This is a genomic window from Caballeronia sp. SL1002 (assembly GCF_057814995.1).
Window position 1 is genome coordinate 537,487 of the sequence record NZ_JBYMUW010000004.1, and the last position, 16,386, is coordinate 553,872.

General features: G+C 63.2%; 13 protein-coding genes. 5 read left to right on the top strand and 8 right to left on the bottom strand.

The genetic code is table 11. The features are described 5' to 3' along the window. Positions 1 to 8 precede the first annotated feature (8 nt). Positions 9 to 365, bottom strand: a complete 357-nt coding sequence (locus tag AC3D25_RS23970; protein WP_488890956.1) for a hypothetical protein — start codon at positions 363 to 365, stop codon at positions 9 to 11. A 3-nt stretch (positions 366 to 368) separates the two neighbouring features. Continuing rightward, entirely contained in the window at positions 369 to 944 is a 576-nt protein-coding gene (locus AC3D25_RS23975) for a response regulator (protein ID WP_488890957.1), read from the bottom strand. A gap of 245 nt (positions 945 to 1,189) precedes the next feature. On the opposite strand from AC3D25_RS23975, the gene AC3D25_RS23980 reads away from it, so the two are divergent. Next, entirely contained in the window at positions 1,190 to 1,450 is a 261-nt protein-coding gene (locus tag AC3D25_RS23980) for a DUF1488 family protein (protein ID WP_488890958.1), read from the top strand. 43 nt (positions 1,451 to 1,493) lie between these two features. Here AC3D25_RS23980 and AC3D25_RS23985 read toward each other — a convergent pair whose 3' ends face one another. Continuing rightward, positions 1,494 to 2,297, bottom strand: coding sequence for an alpha/beta fold hydrolase (locus AC3D25_RS23985; RefSeq protein WP_488890959.1), 804 nt, complete (start codon positions 2,295 to 2,297; stop codon positions 1,494 to 1,496). A 374-nt stretch (positions 2,298 to 2,671) separates the two neighbouring features. Here AC3D25_RS23985 and AC3D25_RS23990 point away from each other — a divergent pair, with 374 nt between their 5' ends. Together AC3D25_RS23990 and AC3D25_RS23995 are read left to right on the top strand one after the other, a co-directional pair. Continuing rightward, the gene (locus AC3D25_RS23990) at positions 2,672 to 5,209 is read left to right on the top strand and encodes a PAS domain S-box protein (protein ID WP_488890960.1); all 2,538 of its coding nucleotides are present in this window, start codon (positions 2,672 to 2,674) and stop codon (positions 5,207 to 5,209) included. 49 nt (positions 5,210 to 5,258) lie between these two features. Next, the gene (locus AC3D25_RS23995; protein WP_488890961.1) at positions 5,259 to 6,749 is read left to right on the top strand and encodes an MFS transporter; all 1,491 of its coding nucleotides are present in this window, start codon (positions 5,259 to 5,261) and stop codon (positions 6,747 to 6,749) included. On the opposite strand, the gene tehA is transcribed toward AC3D25_RS23995, so the two are convergent. Then, the gene (tehA, locus tag AC3D25_RS24000; RefSeq protein WP_488891072.1) at positions 6,703 to 7,701 is read right to left on the bottom strand and encodes a dicarboxylate transporter/tellurite-resistance protein TehA; all 999 of its coding nucleotides are present in this window, start codon (positions 7,699 to 7,701) and stop codon (positions 6,703 to 6,705) included. The two genes, AC3D25_RS23995 and tehA, sit on opposite strands and share 47 nt — an antisense overlap. A gap of 180 nt (positions 7,702 to 7,881) precedes the next feature. Continuing rightward, on the bottom strand, positions 7,882 to 8,220 hold the full coding sequence (locus AC3D25_RS24005; RefSeq protein WP_488890962.1) for a carboxymuconolactone decarboxylase family protein: 339 nt from the start codon (positions 8,218 to 8,220) through the stop codon (positions 7,882 to 7,884). Here AC3D25_RS24005 and AC3D25_RS24010 point away from each other — a divergent pair. Continuing rightward, complete coding sequence (locus tag AC3D25_RS24010; protein WP_488890963.1) at positions 8,219 to 9,268, top strand: AraC family transcriptional regulator; 1,050 nt, start codon at positions 8,219 to 8,221, stop codon at positions 9,266 to 9,268. The two genes, AC3D25_RS24005 and AC3D25_RS24010, sit on opposite strands and share 2 nt — an antisense overlap. 27 nt (positions 9,269 to 9,295) lie before the next feature. On the opposite strand, the gene AC3D25_RS24015 is transcribed toward AC3D25_RS24010, so the two are convergent. From AC3D25_RS24015 to AC3D25_RS24025, 3 genes are all read right to left on the bottom strand, one after another. Beyond that, positions 9,296 to 10,234 (bottom strand): hypothetical protein, encoded by a 939-nt coding sequence (locus AC3D25_RS24015; protein WP_488891073.1) that lies wholly within the window; start codon positions 10,232 to 10,234, stop codon positions 9,296 to 9,298. 1,066 nt (positions 10,235 to 11,300) lie between these two features. After that, the gene (locus AC3D25_RS24020; RefSeq protein ID WP_488890964.1) at positions 11,301 to 13,664 is read right to left on the bottom strand and encodes a DNA polymerase II; all 2,364 of its coding nucleotides are present in this window, start codon (positions 13,662 to 13,664) and stop codon (positions 11,301 to 11,303) included. A 54-nt stretch (positions 13,665 to 13,718) separates the two neighbouring features. Continuing rightward, a complete protein-coding gene (locus AC3D25_RS24025; RefSeq protein WP_488890965.1) occupies positions 13,719 to 14,804 on the bottom strand; it encodes a LacI family DNA-binding transcriptional regulator in 1,086 nt (361 codons plus the stop codon). A 217-nt stretch (positions 14,805 to 15,021) separates the two neighbouring features. On the opposite strand from AC3D25_RS24025, the gene AC3D25_RS24030 reads away from it, so the two are divergent. Further along, a complete protein-coding gene (locus AC3D25_RS24030; protein WP_488890966.1) occupies positions 15,022 to 16,344 on the top strand; it encodes an MFS transporter in 1,323 nt (440 codons plus the stop codon). The last annotated feature ends 42 nt before the right edge of the window (positions 16,345 to 16,386 follow it).

Genomic DNA, 16,386 nt, shown 5'->3' on the forward strand with positions numbered 1-16,386 from the left:
CGCCGCCGTCATCGTGGGCGAAGCTGCGCAAGCACCGTTTCACCCACTTCCACCGCCCGATCCACGACCTGCGTGGCAACCGCGATCTTTCGCTCTTGCTCGACCGCGTCCGCTCGCGCGGGGAGCCGGCGGATCATTCCCGCAACGATTGTCTCCGCGCGGCGGCAGGTCGCCGCCGCGCTGAGCAGCAAGTCGATCAGCGTGTGATCGCCGAGTTCGTTGGCGGTATCGAGCAGCCCGCGCCGGCTCGTCGTCGCGCGCTGCGACAGTTCGGTCAGCATCGCGCGAGTCGTGTCGAGCGTCGCCGCTTCGGACACGGAGATGCCGCGCGTTTTCGCGATCTCGCGATTGACGGATGGATTCATGGATCAGGACGCGAGCGGCGGCGGCGACTGGCCGGCCGCGGGAGCTGCGATCAACGGATCGGCCAGTGCATCGGGGATGGCGGTTTCCCACATTTCGAGCGCGCGTTTCAACGCGGCCGACGAGATGGGTTTGTGCAGATACCCGTCGAACGAGGCGAAATCGTCGCCGCGAAGATCGGTCCGACCGGTCACGGCGATCACGCACGCATCGCGCGAAGCGCCGGTCTCCCGCATCAGCCGACATAACTCGCGGCCATCCACATCGGGCAGTCCTACGTCGAAAAAGACGACATCGAAACTTTGCGTTTCCGTGATTTGCAGCGCGGTTTGTCCGTCGTAGGCCACGGTCACCGAGTGGCTGAGTTCCGATGCAACGGCCGCGAGCGCGTCGGCGGATTCTTGATGATCGTCTATGACTAACACTCGCATGGTGGTCTCCGGGACGCGGGTCGAGGCTTGAAACGGGAATCGCGCTGTCTGCGCCCAGTCAACTAAGCAAGCGAAATGCCAGGCGAGTGTAGGGATGCGTGCGCGGGGTGTCGGCGGCAGCGCGGCGATATTTGCATTTCTGACCGGCACACAATGTTCTTGTGACCGGACCGCTGCAAATCCTGCAAAAAAACGGCGTGATCGGCGCATGCTTGCCGGGCCGGTTCTCGCGCACGCTTACTGTGCGTCATCCTAAATGTCGGAAATGCTGAAAAGCCGGAAAACCCCAGCGCGCGGTCGCATCGCGACCTAAGATCAGACTAGTGCCACCGCGCAACGTGGCCGGGGCACGGCATTTGCAACGCCGTGGCTATCTTTCGACCAAAGAGGGTGATATGACAATTGAATTTACCGGACGCCGCGAAGTCGTGGCCGCAGCGCGTGTTGCATTCGAGGCCACCGTGAACGGGAACGATGTGTGGTGCAGCGTCTCGCTCGACGCTTTGTCAGATCATTTCGGCAACGAGGGGACGTCCTCTCACGATCTCGTCAGCACCTTCGAGGCGAATCGGGCGCAAATCGAAAACGCCGCGCGGCGCGTGCTGGAAAAGAACGGCGGCCAATCGGTCGAACTCGAAACAAACGACTTCCATTGAGCGGAGCGCGGCTGGAAATCTCCAGCCGCATTTACGCAATCATTCAATCGAGTTTTGCGAGGAACGCGAGTACGGCTTGATTAAAGGTGTCCGGCCGCTGCACGGGCGCGAAGTGACTTACATCGGGAAGCAGCAGGAACTCGGCGCCCGGAATCGTGTTCGCCAGATATTGCGCGTGGTCGAGCTTGATGAACTCGTCGTGTTCGCTTTGCACGATCGTGACTGGTACGCGTATTTTCGCCAGATCCTGTGCCGAATAATTGGGTTCGGTGCGCATCATCAGGCTGACTGCGCCGACGAACTGACTGAAATCGTCCGGCGTCGCCGACAAATCCGCGTAGTCCTTCGAATGCCGTTTGAAACACCGGTCGATCACCGGATCCAGCACGAAATCCTTGGTGCCACCCGGGTCCATGTTGCAGCCGAAAAAGAATACGCCCGCGACGCGCTCCGGCGATTGCGCGCCGAGAATCAGCGCGACACACGCGCCGTCGCTCCAGCCGACGAAAGCCGCGCGCTCGATGCTCAACGCGTCCATTACGGCGAGCACGTCGGATGCCATCAGTTCGTAGCTGTACGGACGCGCGTCACGTGTGCTGCGGCCGTGTCCGCGGCTGTCGATGAGCACGGCGCGATATCCCGCGCCGACCACCGCCGGAACCTGATGACCCCAGTTGCCGCCGTGACCCAAACCGCCATGCAGCAGGACCACGGGTTTGCCGTCGCCGAAAGCCGCGTAATGAATGCGCGCGCCGTCGTGTTCGACGTAGCCTTCGTCGGCGTCGGGCGGAAGCGGCGCTGCACCGTGCGCTTCAAAATTCGAGAGGTCGTCGTCGTTTGATTGCATGGCAATGGCTCCAGGCGGCGCGCGAGTGCTCTTCCTCGATCAGGTCTAGCCTGCTTGTTCGACAGGCGCCACCCGGTCGAAGTTTAACCGAGACCGCATGCAATGCCGGATCGATCGGCCATCGCGTGCTCGCAGAAGGAAGAACTTGCCGCAAGCGGTCTATTCATCAAGTAATAGCTGCGCAATCGAGTATTCGCGACAATCGCCCGCGTTCAAAAAGTGTTTCGCGGCGGCGCTTGCCACGAACCGCGGGCCGGATTTTAGTATGATAAAAACGGGGGAATCAGTTGCATCGAGCGGCTTGCTCCAATGAGATCAAGGCGATTCCCGCTCGGCTGTACGTTCGATGATTCAGAACCTTTTTAAAGGCGGAGATGGACCATTCGGAATCGAGCCCACCCGACGATGCGGGCCGGATCGGCGGCGAAGCGACGAGCATCGCCCACGCCGCTAGTCCGCCGGTTCTCACGGCCCGCTTGAAGTCTTCGTTTCTCGCGGCTATCAGCCTGTCGAGTTCGGATCTGCCGCTCGACGCTTACCTCGATCTCGTGTCGAGCACGCTTCTGGAAATGACCGCGGCGACATCCACCGTGATCGAATGGATCGAGGGCGGCGAGCTCGTGTATCGCGCGGCGAGCGGCGCGGTCAAACGCCACGTCGGCACGCGCATGGCTTTGGCGAACAGTCTTTCCGGCCTTTGCATCAAGGAGCGCGCGGTGCTCGTCAGCCCCGACACGAGCGTCGATCCGCGCGTGGACGCCGAGGCGTGCCGCAAGGTCCGCGCGGCCGCGATGGTGGTTGCGCCCGTGATTCACGAAGGCCATGCAGTGGCGGTGCTAAAGCTCATTTCCGACGTTCCCGTCAATTTCTCCGATACCGATATCCAGACGCTCGAAGTCTTTGCGTCGAGTATCGCGAGCACGATGGCGCGGCACCGTACGCGCAGCGAGAAGGAACGGCTGATCGAGGAACGGGCGACGATCGTCGCGGAACTGAACGCGCAAACCTCGTTGCGCGAGGCTTACGAAAGCCGTCTGAGCGACGCGCTTCAACGCCGCCGCACGATCCTCGAAGCCGCGAACGAGGCGTTCGTGTGCGTCGATGCCGACGGTCGGATCATCGACTGGAACCGCGCTGCCACGACCATTTTCGGCTGGCAGGCGGCCGACACGATGGGCCTGGAACTGGTAAGCCTGATCGTGCCGGCCCGCTTTCGCGAATCGCCCGGCCCGCACGGGCAGCACGTGCTCACGCGCGGCGCGTATCCGCTCGACCAGCGCGTTGAAACGGTCGTCAAGCGGAGCACCAGCGAGGAGTTTCCCGTCGAAATCACGATCAGCCGCTTCGATTTCGACGGCGAAATCCAGTTCGCGTTCTTCCTGCACGACATCACCGAGCGCCGCCGCATTGCGGATGCCGACGAGAAATTCCGGCTCATCATTCAGTCGGTGAAGGACTACGCGATCTTTATGCTGAACCCGAACGGAACCATCGCGACCTGGAATTCGGGCGCGCAGGCCATCAAGGGTTACGCGCCGACGGAAATTATCGGACAGCATTTTTCGACGTTCTACACGCCGGAAGATCTCGCCATCGACAAACCCGGTCGCGAGCTTGAAACGGCTGCGCGCGTCGGCCGTGTCGAGGACGAAGGGTGGCGCGTGCGCAAGGATGGATCGACGTTTTGGGCGAACGTCGTCATCACGGCGTTGCGCGACGCGGATGGCAATCTGCAGGGATTCGCAAAAGTCACGCGCGACATGACGCAGCGCCGGCGGCTGGAGGAACTGGAAGCATCGAGCCGCCGCATGAACGAATTTCTCGCGCTGCTCGCTCACGAACTGCGCAATCCGCTCGCGCCGATCCGCAACGCCGTGAGCATTCTGAAGGTGAAGGCGACCGAGGATATCGAGGTCATTCAGAGCCGCAATATCGTCGACCGGCAACTGGCGCATCTGACGCGGCTGGTCGACGATCTGCTCGATGCCGGGCGCATTTCCACCGGCAAGATTCATCTGGGCAGCGAGAGCGTGTCGATGACCGACGTCGTGCGCCTGAGCGCCGAGGGCAGCGAGCCGCTCATCCACGCGCGCGACCAGAAACTCACGCTGCGCTTTCCGGACGAACCGCTGCACGTGATCGGCGACCCGACGCGGCTGGCGCAAGTGTTTCAGAACCTCATCAACAACGCGGCGAAATTCAGTCCTCGCGGGACGGAGATTCTGCTGAACGTGCTCGACGAAGGCGGTTTCGTGGCGGTGCGCGTGGTGGATCGGGGCCGAGGGATATCGGAAGCCGCGCTCGGGTCGATCTTCGATCTCTTCGTTCAGGAACACGCGCCCGGCGCGAATCACGACGAAGGCGGCCTCGGGATCGGACTGACGCTGGCGCGCGCGATTATCGAATTGCACGGCGGGCGGATCGAGGCGGCGAGCCTCGGGCGCAATACCGGCAGCACGTTCACGGTGCGCTTGCCGAAAGCGCGCACGCCCTTGCAAACGTTTGCGCCGCTCGACCGGATGATGATGGAGCACAAGCAAGCGGTGCGCGTTCTCGTCGTGGACGACAACAAGGATTCAGCCGACAGCATGGCAGTCCTGCTCAACGTGCTCGGACACGAGACGCTGGTCGCTTACGACGCGCTGCAGGCGTTGTCGATCGTGCGCGATTTCGATCCGCACGCCGTTCTGCTCGACCTTTCCATGCCGACCATGACGGGTTTCGAGGCGATTGGCCGCCTTCGCGCCGCGACGCCGCGCACGGTCGTGGTCGCGGCCATGACGGGGCTTGGTTCCGACGACGACCGCGCCCGCACGCGCGCAGCGGGTTTCGACCTGCATTTGACGAAGCCGGTGGACCTGCCGGAACTGGAAGGACTTTTGAAAATGGCGTGCGAGGATCGCATGCAGTAAAGTCCGAGGTCCAAGTTCCGCGCAGTCCAACCTGAGACGAAAGGCTTCCATGAGCCGCTTTGCGAGCACGACGTGGGTGCTGGTCGCGACCATCCTCGGTTCGAGCATGGCGTTTATCGACGGAACCATTGTCAATGTGGCGCTCGCCGCGCTCCAGGCGGACTTTCACGCGACCGCTAGCGACCTGCAATGGGTCGTTGAAGCGTATGCGCTCGCGCTGGCTTCGCTGTTGCTGCTCGGTGGATCGCTCGGTGATCGCTACGGCCGGCGCAAAGTGTTTATCGCGGGCGTTTTCGTGTTCGCGGTGGCCTCGGCTGCGTGCGGCGTGGCGGGATCGGTCGATATGCTGATCGCCGCGCGCGCCGCGCAGGGCATCGGCGCGGCGCTGCTCGTGCCGGGCAGTCTTTCCCTCATCAGCGCGTCCTTTCCCGCCGATCAACGGGGCCAGGCCATCGGCACATGGTCCGGCTTCACGGCGATCACCGCCGCAATCGGTCCGGTCGCGGGCGGCTGGATGATCGAGCATCTGTCATGGCGCGCCGTGTTTTTCATCAACTTGCCGCTGGCCGCGGTCGTCGTGTGGAGCGCGCTCGCGGGCGTGCCGGAAAGCCGCAACGAATCGATGCCGCAAAAGCTCGACTGGGCGGGCGCCGTGCTCGCCTGCGCGGGCCTCGGCGCGGTGACGTTCGCGCTGATCGAGGCGTCGCGCGGCGGTGTGCTCATCGCGGCGACCGCGCTGGCGGGCGTGATCGCGCTCGGCGTGTTCGTCGCGGTGGAAGCGCGTTCCGCTTCGCCGATGGTGCCGCTCGCACTCTTTCGCTCGCGCACGTTCAGCGGCGCGAACCTGATTACGCTGTTTCTCTACGCGGGCTTGAGCGGGATGATGTACTTCCTGCCGCTCAAGCTGATCCAGGTCGAGCATTACACGGCGACTGAAGCGGGCGGCGCGCTGCTGCCGCTGATTCTTCTGATATTTGCGTTGTCGCGCTGGTCGGGCGGGTTGATCGCGATTTACGGTGCGCGGCTGCCGCTGGTCGCGGGGCCGCTGATCGTCGCGACAGGTTTTGGCTGGCTTGCATGGAGCGGCACCGGCGGCGGCTACTGGCGCACCGTCTTTCCGCCGATGACCGTGCTCGGCTTCGGCATGGCCGTGAGCGTGGCCCCGCTGACCACGGCCGTGATGAACGCCGTGCCCATCGACGATTCCGGCGCGGCTTCCGGCGTGAACAACGCCGTCTCGCGAATCGCCGGATTGCTCGCCATTGCGCTATTCGGCCTCGTGCTGTCGTTTCACTTCAATCGCGTACTCGACCTGAAGCTCGATACGCTCGCGCTCTCATCGAGCGCACGCCAGGCCGTCGATGCACAGCGCCCGCTGCTCGCCGCCATCACGAGCGACGACCCGCGCGTGCGGCGGGTCGTCGGCGAGTCGTTTGTTGCGGGTTATCGGCTGGTGTTGCTGATCGCGGCTGCGCTTGCGGTGGGCAGCGCGATCACTGCGTGGACGATGCTTGCAAAACCGGTGCCGGCGAAGCGGTGATGGCAACCGGAAGAAGCGTTCCGCGCACCGCCAGTCCAAGAGTCTTGACGATCAAGAGACCGATGATCGCGTTGCCTGCGATGAAAAGCGCTACCGCGAGCCATTCGATCGGACCGGTCGCGCCGCGCTCGACCATCCGCATCGCGAGCGTCGGCAGGGCGGCAACGCCGAAGCTGAACGCCCAGTACGACGGTGCGAACGCTTGCTGGCGGATCCACGGCAGCAGACGCAGCAGCATGAGCGCCTGATAAATCCCGTAGCCGAGCAGCAGATGCGCGAACAGGTCAGGACTGCCGCTCGTCAGACTCATGTACGTCACGCCACCGACGACCGGCGGAGCGAGCTGGATGCCGAGTATCGGACGGAAGCCTTCGGGCGTCGGGTCGTTCACGGCGGCACGATGCAGCAGGATCGATTCGATCGCAAGCCATGACAGCAGCCCCGCGCCGAAGAACCACATGCCCAGTTGCGGGAACCCGAAGGACGCGGCGGCGGTGCCGCCAACGAAACTCGATGCGACGGCGGGCAGGTAGATCGCGGGCGTGATGTGTTCCGGCTTGCGTCCACCTTGCCAAAGCGTGCCGTGCATGAAGACGCCGAGCGCGAGGGCGGCGAGCGCCGCCACGCCGAACACCGCGATTCCCACCGGGCGCGAATAGGGCAGGAGCGCTTGCGCGGCGAGCAGGCTCGACACCGGCAGCAGCGCGGTGAACGACGATTGCACCGGATGGGCGAACTCGGCGCGGGCATCGTCGGCGTGATACAGCCATTTGTGCGCGTAAGCGGCGAGCGCAACGAGCCAGAGGGCCAAACCCGCCAGCGTCATCAGCGTGCCGATTTCCGTCGATACCGGCCAGATTCTGCTGGCCACGCGCCACGCGTTAGCCAGTGCGAGCACACCTACGACGATGCCGAAATACGAGACCGGCATGGGACCGCGATTATTCGTCATCATCAAGCTCCAGTTAGTGTTCGGGCGTTTCTGCTCGTTGAAAGGAATTTACGTGCTGCACGCGTCGCCGAGAATGCTCGCGCGGCTCATCGAACCGCGCGATCGTCTCAAGCTTGGGCTCGAGTTTGGTGCGCGCGGATTCGTCCGATCGTTCGCGCACGCCGCTTGGAATGCGCCGAATCAGGCGGCATCGTTCGCAATCGCATCCATGACGCGCGCCGAATACACCATCGTCGCGCCTGCGTTCATCGCGATGGCGACACCGAGCGCCTCGGCAATTTCCTCGCGCGTCGCGCCGAGCCGGACGGCTTCGGCGCTATGCACCGCGATACAGCCGTCGCATCGCAGCGAGACGGCGAGCGCGACTGCGATCAGTTCGCGCGTCTTGTCGTCGAGGTGCTGTGTCTTCTTTCCGGCGTTGGATAAAGTCTGGTATCCCTTGACGGAATCGGGCGTCAACGCGGCGATTTCGCCAATCCGGCCAGACAGTTGTTGTCGATAAAGTTTCCAGTCCAGCATGGCATCATTCCTTGAAAGTCCGGTGGCCTGGATGGCCTCCGTTGAGAAGCAGTATCGGTTTCGATGGCCGCCGCCGCCACGTGCGGGCGTCTCGTTTCGCGATGCAATCGTCTCAACCGAAAACTTCAAGGTTCCGCCCTCGACCATGCAAGCACTCGACCGTCTTATTCAGCTTTCACGCGTGCAGGGCGCGCTCGACCTGCGCTGCCTGTTCCGCGGACCCGTCGAGATCGATCACGCGCCCGAGCCGCTGGGCGTCGCGGCGTACCACATCGTGCTCGATGGCGAATGTGCGCTGCGCCGCCCCGGTTTCGCCGATACCCAGTTGCGCGCGGGCGACATCGCGCTGCTCACACGCGGCGACGCGCACGTGATCGGCGTCGCGGGCAATGCGCCGCCGCATGCGATGCAAAGCCATTTCAACGGCGCGCTCACGGTGCGCAGCAATCACGGCGGCGAGGGCGCGTCGCTCGATCTGCTGTGCGGACGCTTCGAGTACGCGACGCCTGCGCTTTTGATCGATGCGTTGCCGGATTTCATTCATCTCTCGATGGACGACGCCGCGCTCGCGGCGCTCGTCGCCACCATGCGCCGTGAGTCGGAAGAAGTGCAGGCGGGCGCGCAGTCGATCGTGTCGGCGTTATCGACGGCGTTGTTCACGATGATCCTGCGCGCGTGGCTCACGCGCGACCCGTCGCTTGGCGGTGTGCTCGCGCTGCTCGCGAACCGGCGCGTCGGGCAAGCGGTGATCGCGATGCTCGAAAAGCCCGCCGAAGCGTGGACGCTCGAACGGCTCGCGAGTCTTGCGGCGATGTCGCGGGCCACGTTCGTGCGCGCGTTTTCCGCGCTTATCGACGACACGCCGCTCGTGCTGCTGGGCAAGATCCGCATGCAACTTGCGAGCCGGTTGCTCACGCACAGCACGAAGAGCATCGACGATGTCGCGGCCGAAGTCGGCTATCAGTCCGAAGCGGCGTTCAGCAAGAAATTCAAGGAGACGTTCGGTGTGGCGCCGGGCCGTTTCAGGCAAGGGAACGGACTGGCGTGAGGCAGTGAGGAAACTGCGCTCGCGGGTTTAGAAACTCATCGCGAATCCGAACGAAACGCCGTGGACGTTGCGGCCGAACACGTAGCGGACCATCGCGCGCGTGCGCGTGACGATCACCGGATATTGACTGCTGTCCAGTTCGAGGCCGACGCCCATCGACGTCAGATTGTTGAAGCCGAGCACACCGGCGCTGTCGCCGAAGTACTGCGAGTAAGCCGATTCGAGCACGTAACGCACCGGCTTTTGCAGCGCGGTCAGTCCCGTGGGCGCGCGCCACCTTGCCCACAAACTAAGCTGTTGCGCGCTCGACGATCCCTGCACGCCCGCTGTCGAACTGCCGAAGCTGCGCAGGTAGATATCGGTCGCGCGCAACTCGACGTCGATTTCGTATTTTTCCCGGTAGTGCTCGAAATCCAGCATCAGCGAGCCGCCGTATCCGTAGGCGTTGAGCGCGCCGTCCTTGAGGAACTGGAGGTTGGTGTCCGCCACGTAGTTGAGCACCGTTTGCGCCACGCGCAAGTCGCTTGCCACGCGGCCGATCGTGCCGTTGATGATCGGCCGGAACTTGAGTTCGTCGGTGATCGGAAAATCCCAGCCGATGCCGACCGTCGTGCTTGCCGTGTTCCACTTGACCGGCAAATACCGCTGTTCGGCGCCGTCGGTCGCGACAAACGTCGGATCATATCGGCTGAATGCGAGCGTGCCTTCGAGATAGAGCGGGAACGAACGGCTTAGCGTAAAGCCGCCGCCCAGCTGCGTTTGGCCGAAGCCCGGGTTTCCGGATGTACCGTTGTTGATCGAGAGCGAACTTGTCGTGACGTCTGGGACGGTGGTGTACGACATGATGGCGAGGACGCTGTTCGCCTGTTCCTGGACGTTCGTGTTGAGCCGGGCCTGGGGCGACAACGGCGGAGGCGTTTGCGCACGAGCGTGCAGTGTTAGCGCCGCGGTGACGATCGCGGCCATGGCCACGAAACCGATGGGCTTGTCCGGCGAGAGGTCTAGGCGTTTGACCATCGAAGTGTCGTGGACCTGCGGTTGGCTTTGAGTTTTTCGCTTTGCGCAGTACGCGCAGGATTTGATCAATACAGGAGAAAGAAGTCGACGCCAAGTACGGGGGGGGGTGCTGGCGCTTGGGGGGGGCGGTTGTTCTGCGCTTTCGAGGAACTTGCACGGGGTTTGGTTTGCTGGCGCTTTTGCTTTTGTTTGCCTGCGCTCTTTGGGAACTTGCTTTCGCGTAGGTTTATTCGCACGCGCGCTCTGTGCCGTCACTTTCTTTGGCTAGCTGCAAAGAAAGTATTCAAAGTAAGCACGGGATTCGGCGCCGTCGGGCGGCTTGGGGTGGATGGGTTACACCGTCTGATGCTCGGGCGCTTCTTGGGAACTTGCTTTCGTGTAGGTTTATTAGCACGCCGCTATGCGCGGCAGCAGTCACTTTCTTTGCTGCTGCAAAGAAAGTAACCAAAGAAAGCAGCTTATCCGTCTAAGTGTCCACCACGAACCATATCCGGGAGTGGTGCGCAAGCTGATTCGGCCATCGCACCATACAACAGAGTGGAACCGCTCATCCATCCCGGCAGGCACGAAGTGCCCGCCGGTAAGGCATAACCGAACAAGCGAAACCAACCAACGGTTTTCAGATATGCCCGACGTCCGAGCGCAGCGAGGATGGAACTGACAGGCGCTGTGCCAATTCGAATAACTGCGCGTTACCCGAATCAGCTTGCGCGCCTATCCGCAAGGTTATTCGAGGTGGACACTTAGGCGGATAAGCTGCTTTCTTTGGTTACTTTCTTTGCAGCAGCAAAGAAAGTGACTGCTGCCGCGCATAGCGGCGTGCTAATAGACCTACACGAAAGCAAGTTCCCAAGAAGCACAAGCAAACAAAAGCAAACGAGCGCCAGCAAGACCCAAACCTCGGGCAAGTCCAAAATCCCCCGAACCCCAAGCGCCAGCGACCCCTCAAAATCCCCCGAACCACAAGCGCCAGCGACCCCTCAGAGTCCCCCGAACCACAAGCGCCAGCGACCCCTCAGAACAGTGTTCCCTGCCCCGAAACAAGCACCTGAAACTCATCCCGAAGCATAGGCAAAATCGCATCGGCGATCGGCTGCAACTGCCGGCTCACATAGTGCTCGTAGTCGAGCGCCGACCGCCATGTCTCCAGCGGCTCCGGCCCGGCACCCGTCATCACGTAACTGATCCACCCGCCCCGCTGATACTGCAACGGCCGCCCGCGCTCGCGGTTGTAATCATCGGCGATACGCGCGGCCCGCACATGTGGCGGCACGTTGCGCTCGTAGGCATCGAGCGGACGGCGCAGCCGCTTCCGGTAAACCAGCAGTTCATCGAATTCGCCGCTCAACGTGCGGCGCACATACTCGCGCACGTAATCGCGGTACGGCTCGTCCCTGAAAATGCGCGCGTAAAGCTCCTGCTGAAACCGCTGCGCAAGCGGCGTCCAGTCGGTGCGCGCGGTTTCCAGCCCCTTATAGACGATCTCCTCGCGGCCGTCGGCCAGCACCGTCAGCCCCGCATAACGCTTCTTGCTGCCTTCCTCCGCGCCGCGAATCGTCGGCATGAAGAAGCGCCGGTAGTGCCGCTCGAACTGCAATTCGAGTGCGCTTTCAAGGCCGAAACGCGCGCGGATGTCCTCGCTCCAAAAACGGTTGATCTGTTCGACAAGCGTCCGGCCGATACTCGCCGCGTCTTCTTCGCTATGCGCGTGTTTGAGCCAGACGAAGGTCGAATCGGTGTCGCCGTAGATGACCGCGTAGCCCGCGGCTTCGATCAATTCGCGCGTGCGGTGCATGATTTCGTGGCCGCGCATGGTGATCGACGAGGCGAGGCGCGGGTCGAAAAAGCGGCATCCCGTCGATCCCAATACGCCATAGAACGCATTCATGATGATCTTCAACGCCTGCGACAACGGCGCGTTGCGCTCGCGCTTCGCCGCTTCGCGCCCGGCCCACACTTCGCCGACGATAGCGGGCAAGCTATGCCGCGTCCGCGAAAAACGCGCGCCGAGAAAGCCGGGAACGGACATCGCATCGTCGGGCGTGCGCAGACCTTCCACCAGTCCGACCGGATCGATCAGGAAGGTGCGGATGATCGATGGATAGAGACTCTTGTAGTCGAGTACGAGCACGGAATCGTAGAGCCCCGGGCGCGAGTTCATCACGAAGCCGCCCGGGCTCGCGGCGGCGGCTACGTCGCCCAGGTTGGGCGCGACGAAACCCTGCCGGTGCATTCTCGGCAAGTAGAGATGCGTAAAGGCCGCGACCGATCCGCCGCTGCGATCGGCGGCCAAACCTGTGACGGTCGCGCGCTCAAGCAGGAACGGGAGGATCTGCGTCGCGTCGAAGATGCGCGTGACGAGTTCGCAATCCTTCAGGTTGTAGCGGGCGAGGGCGGGCTTGTCTTCGTCGAAACGGCGCTGGATTTCGTCCATCCGGCTGTAGGGATCGTCGATCGCTTTGCCTTCGCCCAGCAAGGTCTGCGAAACGTGTTCGAGACTGAACGACGGGAAGCTCCAGGTTGCCGATCTAAGCGCTTCGATGCCGTCGATAATCAGACGTCCCGCCGCCGCCGCGAAGAAATGACCCTGTTTGAGACCGTGCTGTCGCCACTCCATGACGCTGCCATCGCGGCCGAGCCGCAGCGGAATGCCGAGACGTTCCGAATGCGCCTGCAGCACGCGCAGATCGAACTGGATCACGTTCCAGCCGATGATCGCATCCGGATCGTGCTGCGCGATCCATGCGTTCAGCTTGTCCAGCATCTGCGCGCGGGTGTCGCAATAGTCGAGCTTGAAATCGATCGGCGCGGCGTCGCCGTTCGGCGGGCCGAGCATGTACACCTGCCGCTCGCCGCAGCCTTCGAGCGCGATGGAATAGAGATCGGTATTCGCGCTCGTTTCGATATCGAGCGAGACGAGGCGCAAATTCGGACGGTAGTCCGGCGCGGGTTTCAGCACGCCGTTCAGCAACGCGCTGCCGTCAGGATTGCCGTGAAACGAGACGGGCGCGGTGATGAAGCGCTCCATCATGTAGCGCTCGGGCGGGACGATATCCGCCTCGAACACATCGATTCCATCTTGCCGCAAGCGCTTGGTCAACGCGCTCAACTGTCGATACTGCTGGCAATAAAGGCCCATGACGGGCCGGTGCCGGAAGTCGTTGAGCGCGAGCGGGCGCAGTTCCGCGCCGGATTCGCCGCGCATGGCGGTTTCTACGCGCTCGCGCGCGTCGGCCGGCACGAACGCCACGGACGGTTGGGCACGCACGCGGATCTGGCGCGCGCCGTCGTCCGTCGCGAGCCAGAAATGGATCTCGGTGCCGCTGGCGGTGTCTCGCCAATGGCGGGTGAGGATGAAGCCCTGCTGATCCCCAGTCAAACGAATACCTTTAGGCCAAAACGGATCACGCGATTTTAAAGGACGCGCAACGCTTTAAGGCGCGGGCCCGGTCGAACCGCGCTCGATCAATTCGACATCGAGCATCGGCGGGTCGTTGCGGCTGCGTCCCGCCAGACGGTCGATCAGATAATCCGCCGCCAGTTCGCCGATCTGCCGGTCGGGGACGCGCACTGTAGTGAGCGGAGGCCGCGTGTGCGCGGCGATTTCGATGTCGTCGAAGCCGCTCAGCGAAAGCGCGCCCGGCACGTCGATCCCCATCTCTTGCGCCTCGAACAGCGCACCGACCGCGAAAATATCGTTGCCGCAAATGATGGCCGTCGGCGCGGGACTCTGGCCCATGATCTTGCGCAAGCTGGCGCGCGCGAACGGAATGCGGCCGACGTTGGAGTTGTCGCTCATCAGCGCGACGTGCGCGGGCCGGAGCGCGAGGCCGTTCTCGGCGAGCGTGGCGCGGATTGCGGCGAGCCGCGCTTCTACGCGGCTGTTCTGTTCCTGCGACTGAAAAATGATGCCGAACCGCGTGTGGCCGAGTTCGAGCAACCGGCGGGTGACGAGCGCGAACGCGTGGCCGTGGTCGAATCCCGCGCACGGGTGATCGCTGCCGACGCGTTTGCCGAACGTCACGACATAGGGCGTACTTTTGGCGCGCAAGTGATCGAACAGGGCGTCGGGATAGTCGTCGCCGAGGAGCGCGATGGCGTCGACGCCGCGCGCCAGCATCCCGCGCGCCTGTCGATACCCTTCTTCGGGATCGTAGGACGAGCACGCCACGAAAACCGCCAGCCCGCGTTCGCCCAGCCGATGCTGGAACGCCTGCAACTGTTGATGAAACTTCTCGTGTTCGAGCGTCGGCACGATTGCGCCGACGGCATAGGAACGCCGCGAGACGAGCGAACGCGCGGCGGCGTTCGGCACCCAGTCGAGTTGCGTGATCGCCGCCTGAACCCGCGCGCGGGTTTTCTGCGTGACTTTTTCCGGCTCGTTCAAAAATCGCGAGACGGTGGCGGTCGATACACCCGCGACACGCGCGACGTCGGCTAGTACTGGCTCGGCCGGAAAAGGCTCGGCCGGAAAAGGCTCGGCGGTGGCGTCTGACGCGGAAGTGGGAAGGTCGGGCATCGTTTGGGCGCGAATGTAAGCGGTACGCTGACGGTAGGTGTTTGCCCGTAATTAGTCAATCGTGGATTGACCGTAGGGCTCCTCTTGAGCAAATATGTAAGCGCTATGCAAATGGACGAATAGGCTTTTAAATAAAGGACAGTGGTTCGAAGTTGAAATGCTCATCGGACCACTCTAAAAAGTCCTGCATAGCGATTACATTCAAGGAGACGCGAGCGTGAACAGCACAACGGCAAATCAATCCACCCCCGCACGGATACGGCACAGCCAGACCGTCGCGCTCGCGCTGCTGATGGTGAGCGGCGTGGTCAACTATCTGGATCGCGGCACGCTCGCGATCGCCAACGACCTCATCCGCGCGGACCTCGGCTTGTCGCTGGGTCAGATGGGCGTGCTGTTGTCGGCGTTCTCGTGGAGCTATGCGCTGTGCCAACTGCCGGTGGGCGCGCTCGTCGACCGGATCGGGCCGCGCTGGCTGCTCGGGATCGGGCTCGTGATCTGGTCGCTCGCGCAAGCGGCGGGCGGATTCGCCTCGACCTTCGGCTATTTCGTGATCGCGCGGATCGTGCTCGGGATCGGCGAGGCGCCACAGTTTCCGTCGGCGGCACGCGTGGTCAGCAACTGGTATCCGCTGCGCTCGCGCGGCACGCCGACCGGCATCTTCAATTCAGCTTCGCCGCTCGGCGTCGCGCTTGCGCCGCTGTGCTTGTCGGTGCTGATCGCGCATTTGAACTGGCGCTGGGCGTTCTTTATCACCGGCGGCGCAGGGCTCGTCGTGGCCGTGATCTGGGTGGCTTTCTATCGCGATCCGGTCCGCTCGACAATGACCGAAGCCGAGCGCGCGTATCTCGATCAGGACGCGCAACCCGCCGCGAAACAAGCGCCTAAACTCACGTTCGCCGAATGGCGCGCGCTCTTTTCCTACGGCACGACGTGGGGCATGCTGATCGGCTTTTTCGGCTCCGTCTATCTCAACTGGGTCTATCTGACATGGTTGCCCGGCTACCTGCGGACCGCTCGGCACATGAGCCTGGCGCTGACCGGCGTGGCGGCGGCCGTGCCGTTCTTCTGCGGATTCGTCGGCGCGCTGCTCGCGGGCTGGGTCTCGGACCGCATCACGAAACGCAGCACGTCGCCGGTCGCCGGCCGCCGTAATTCGGTCGTGGTCGCGATGCTCGGCATGGTCGCGTTCACGATTCCGGCGGCGCTCGTCGATAGCAATACGATCGCGCTCGCGTGCATCTCGGTGGTCATTTTTCTTGCGAACGCGTCGTCGGCGTGTGCGTGGTCGCTCGCGACCGCCGCCGCGCCGTCGAGCCGGATCGCGTCGCTCGGTGCGATCCAGAATTTCGGCGGTTTTCTCGGGGGTGCGCTCGCGCCGATCCTGACCGGCTATATCGCGCAGACCTGGTCGTTCGTGCCGGCGCTGCTTACGGGCGCGGGCATCGCGCTCGTCGGCGCGCTGGCTTATTTGCTGCTGGTCCGCGCACCGATTCCGGAAAACGAGCCAGCCGTTCTGGCCGCGCCGAAAGCGGCTTGAGTCGTTCTAGCCAAGCGGACGCGCATTCATTCCACGGAGAGA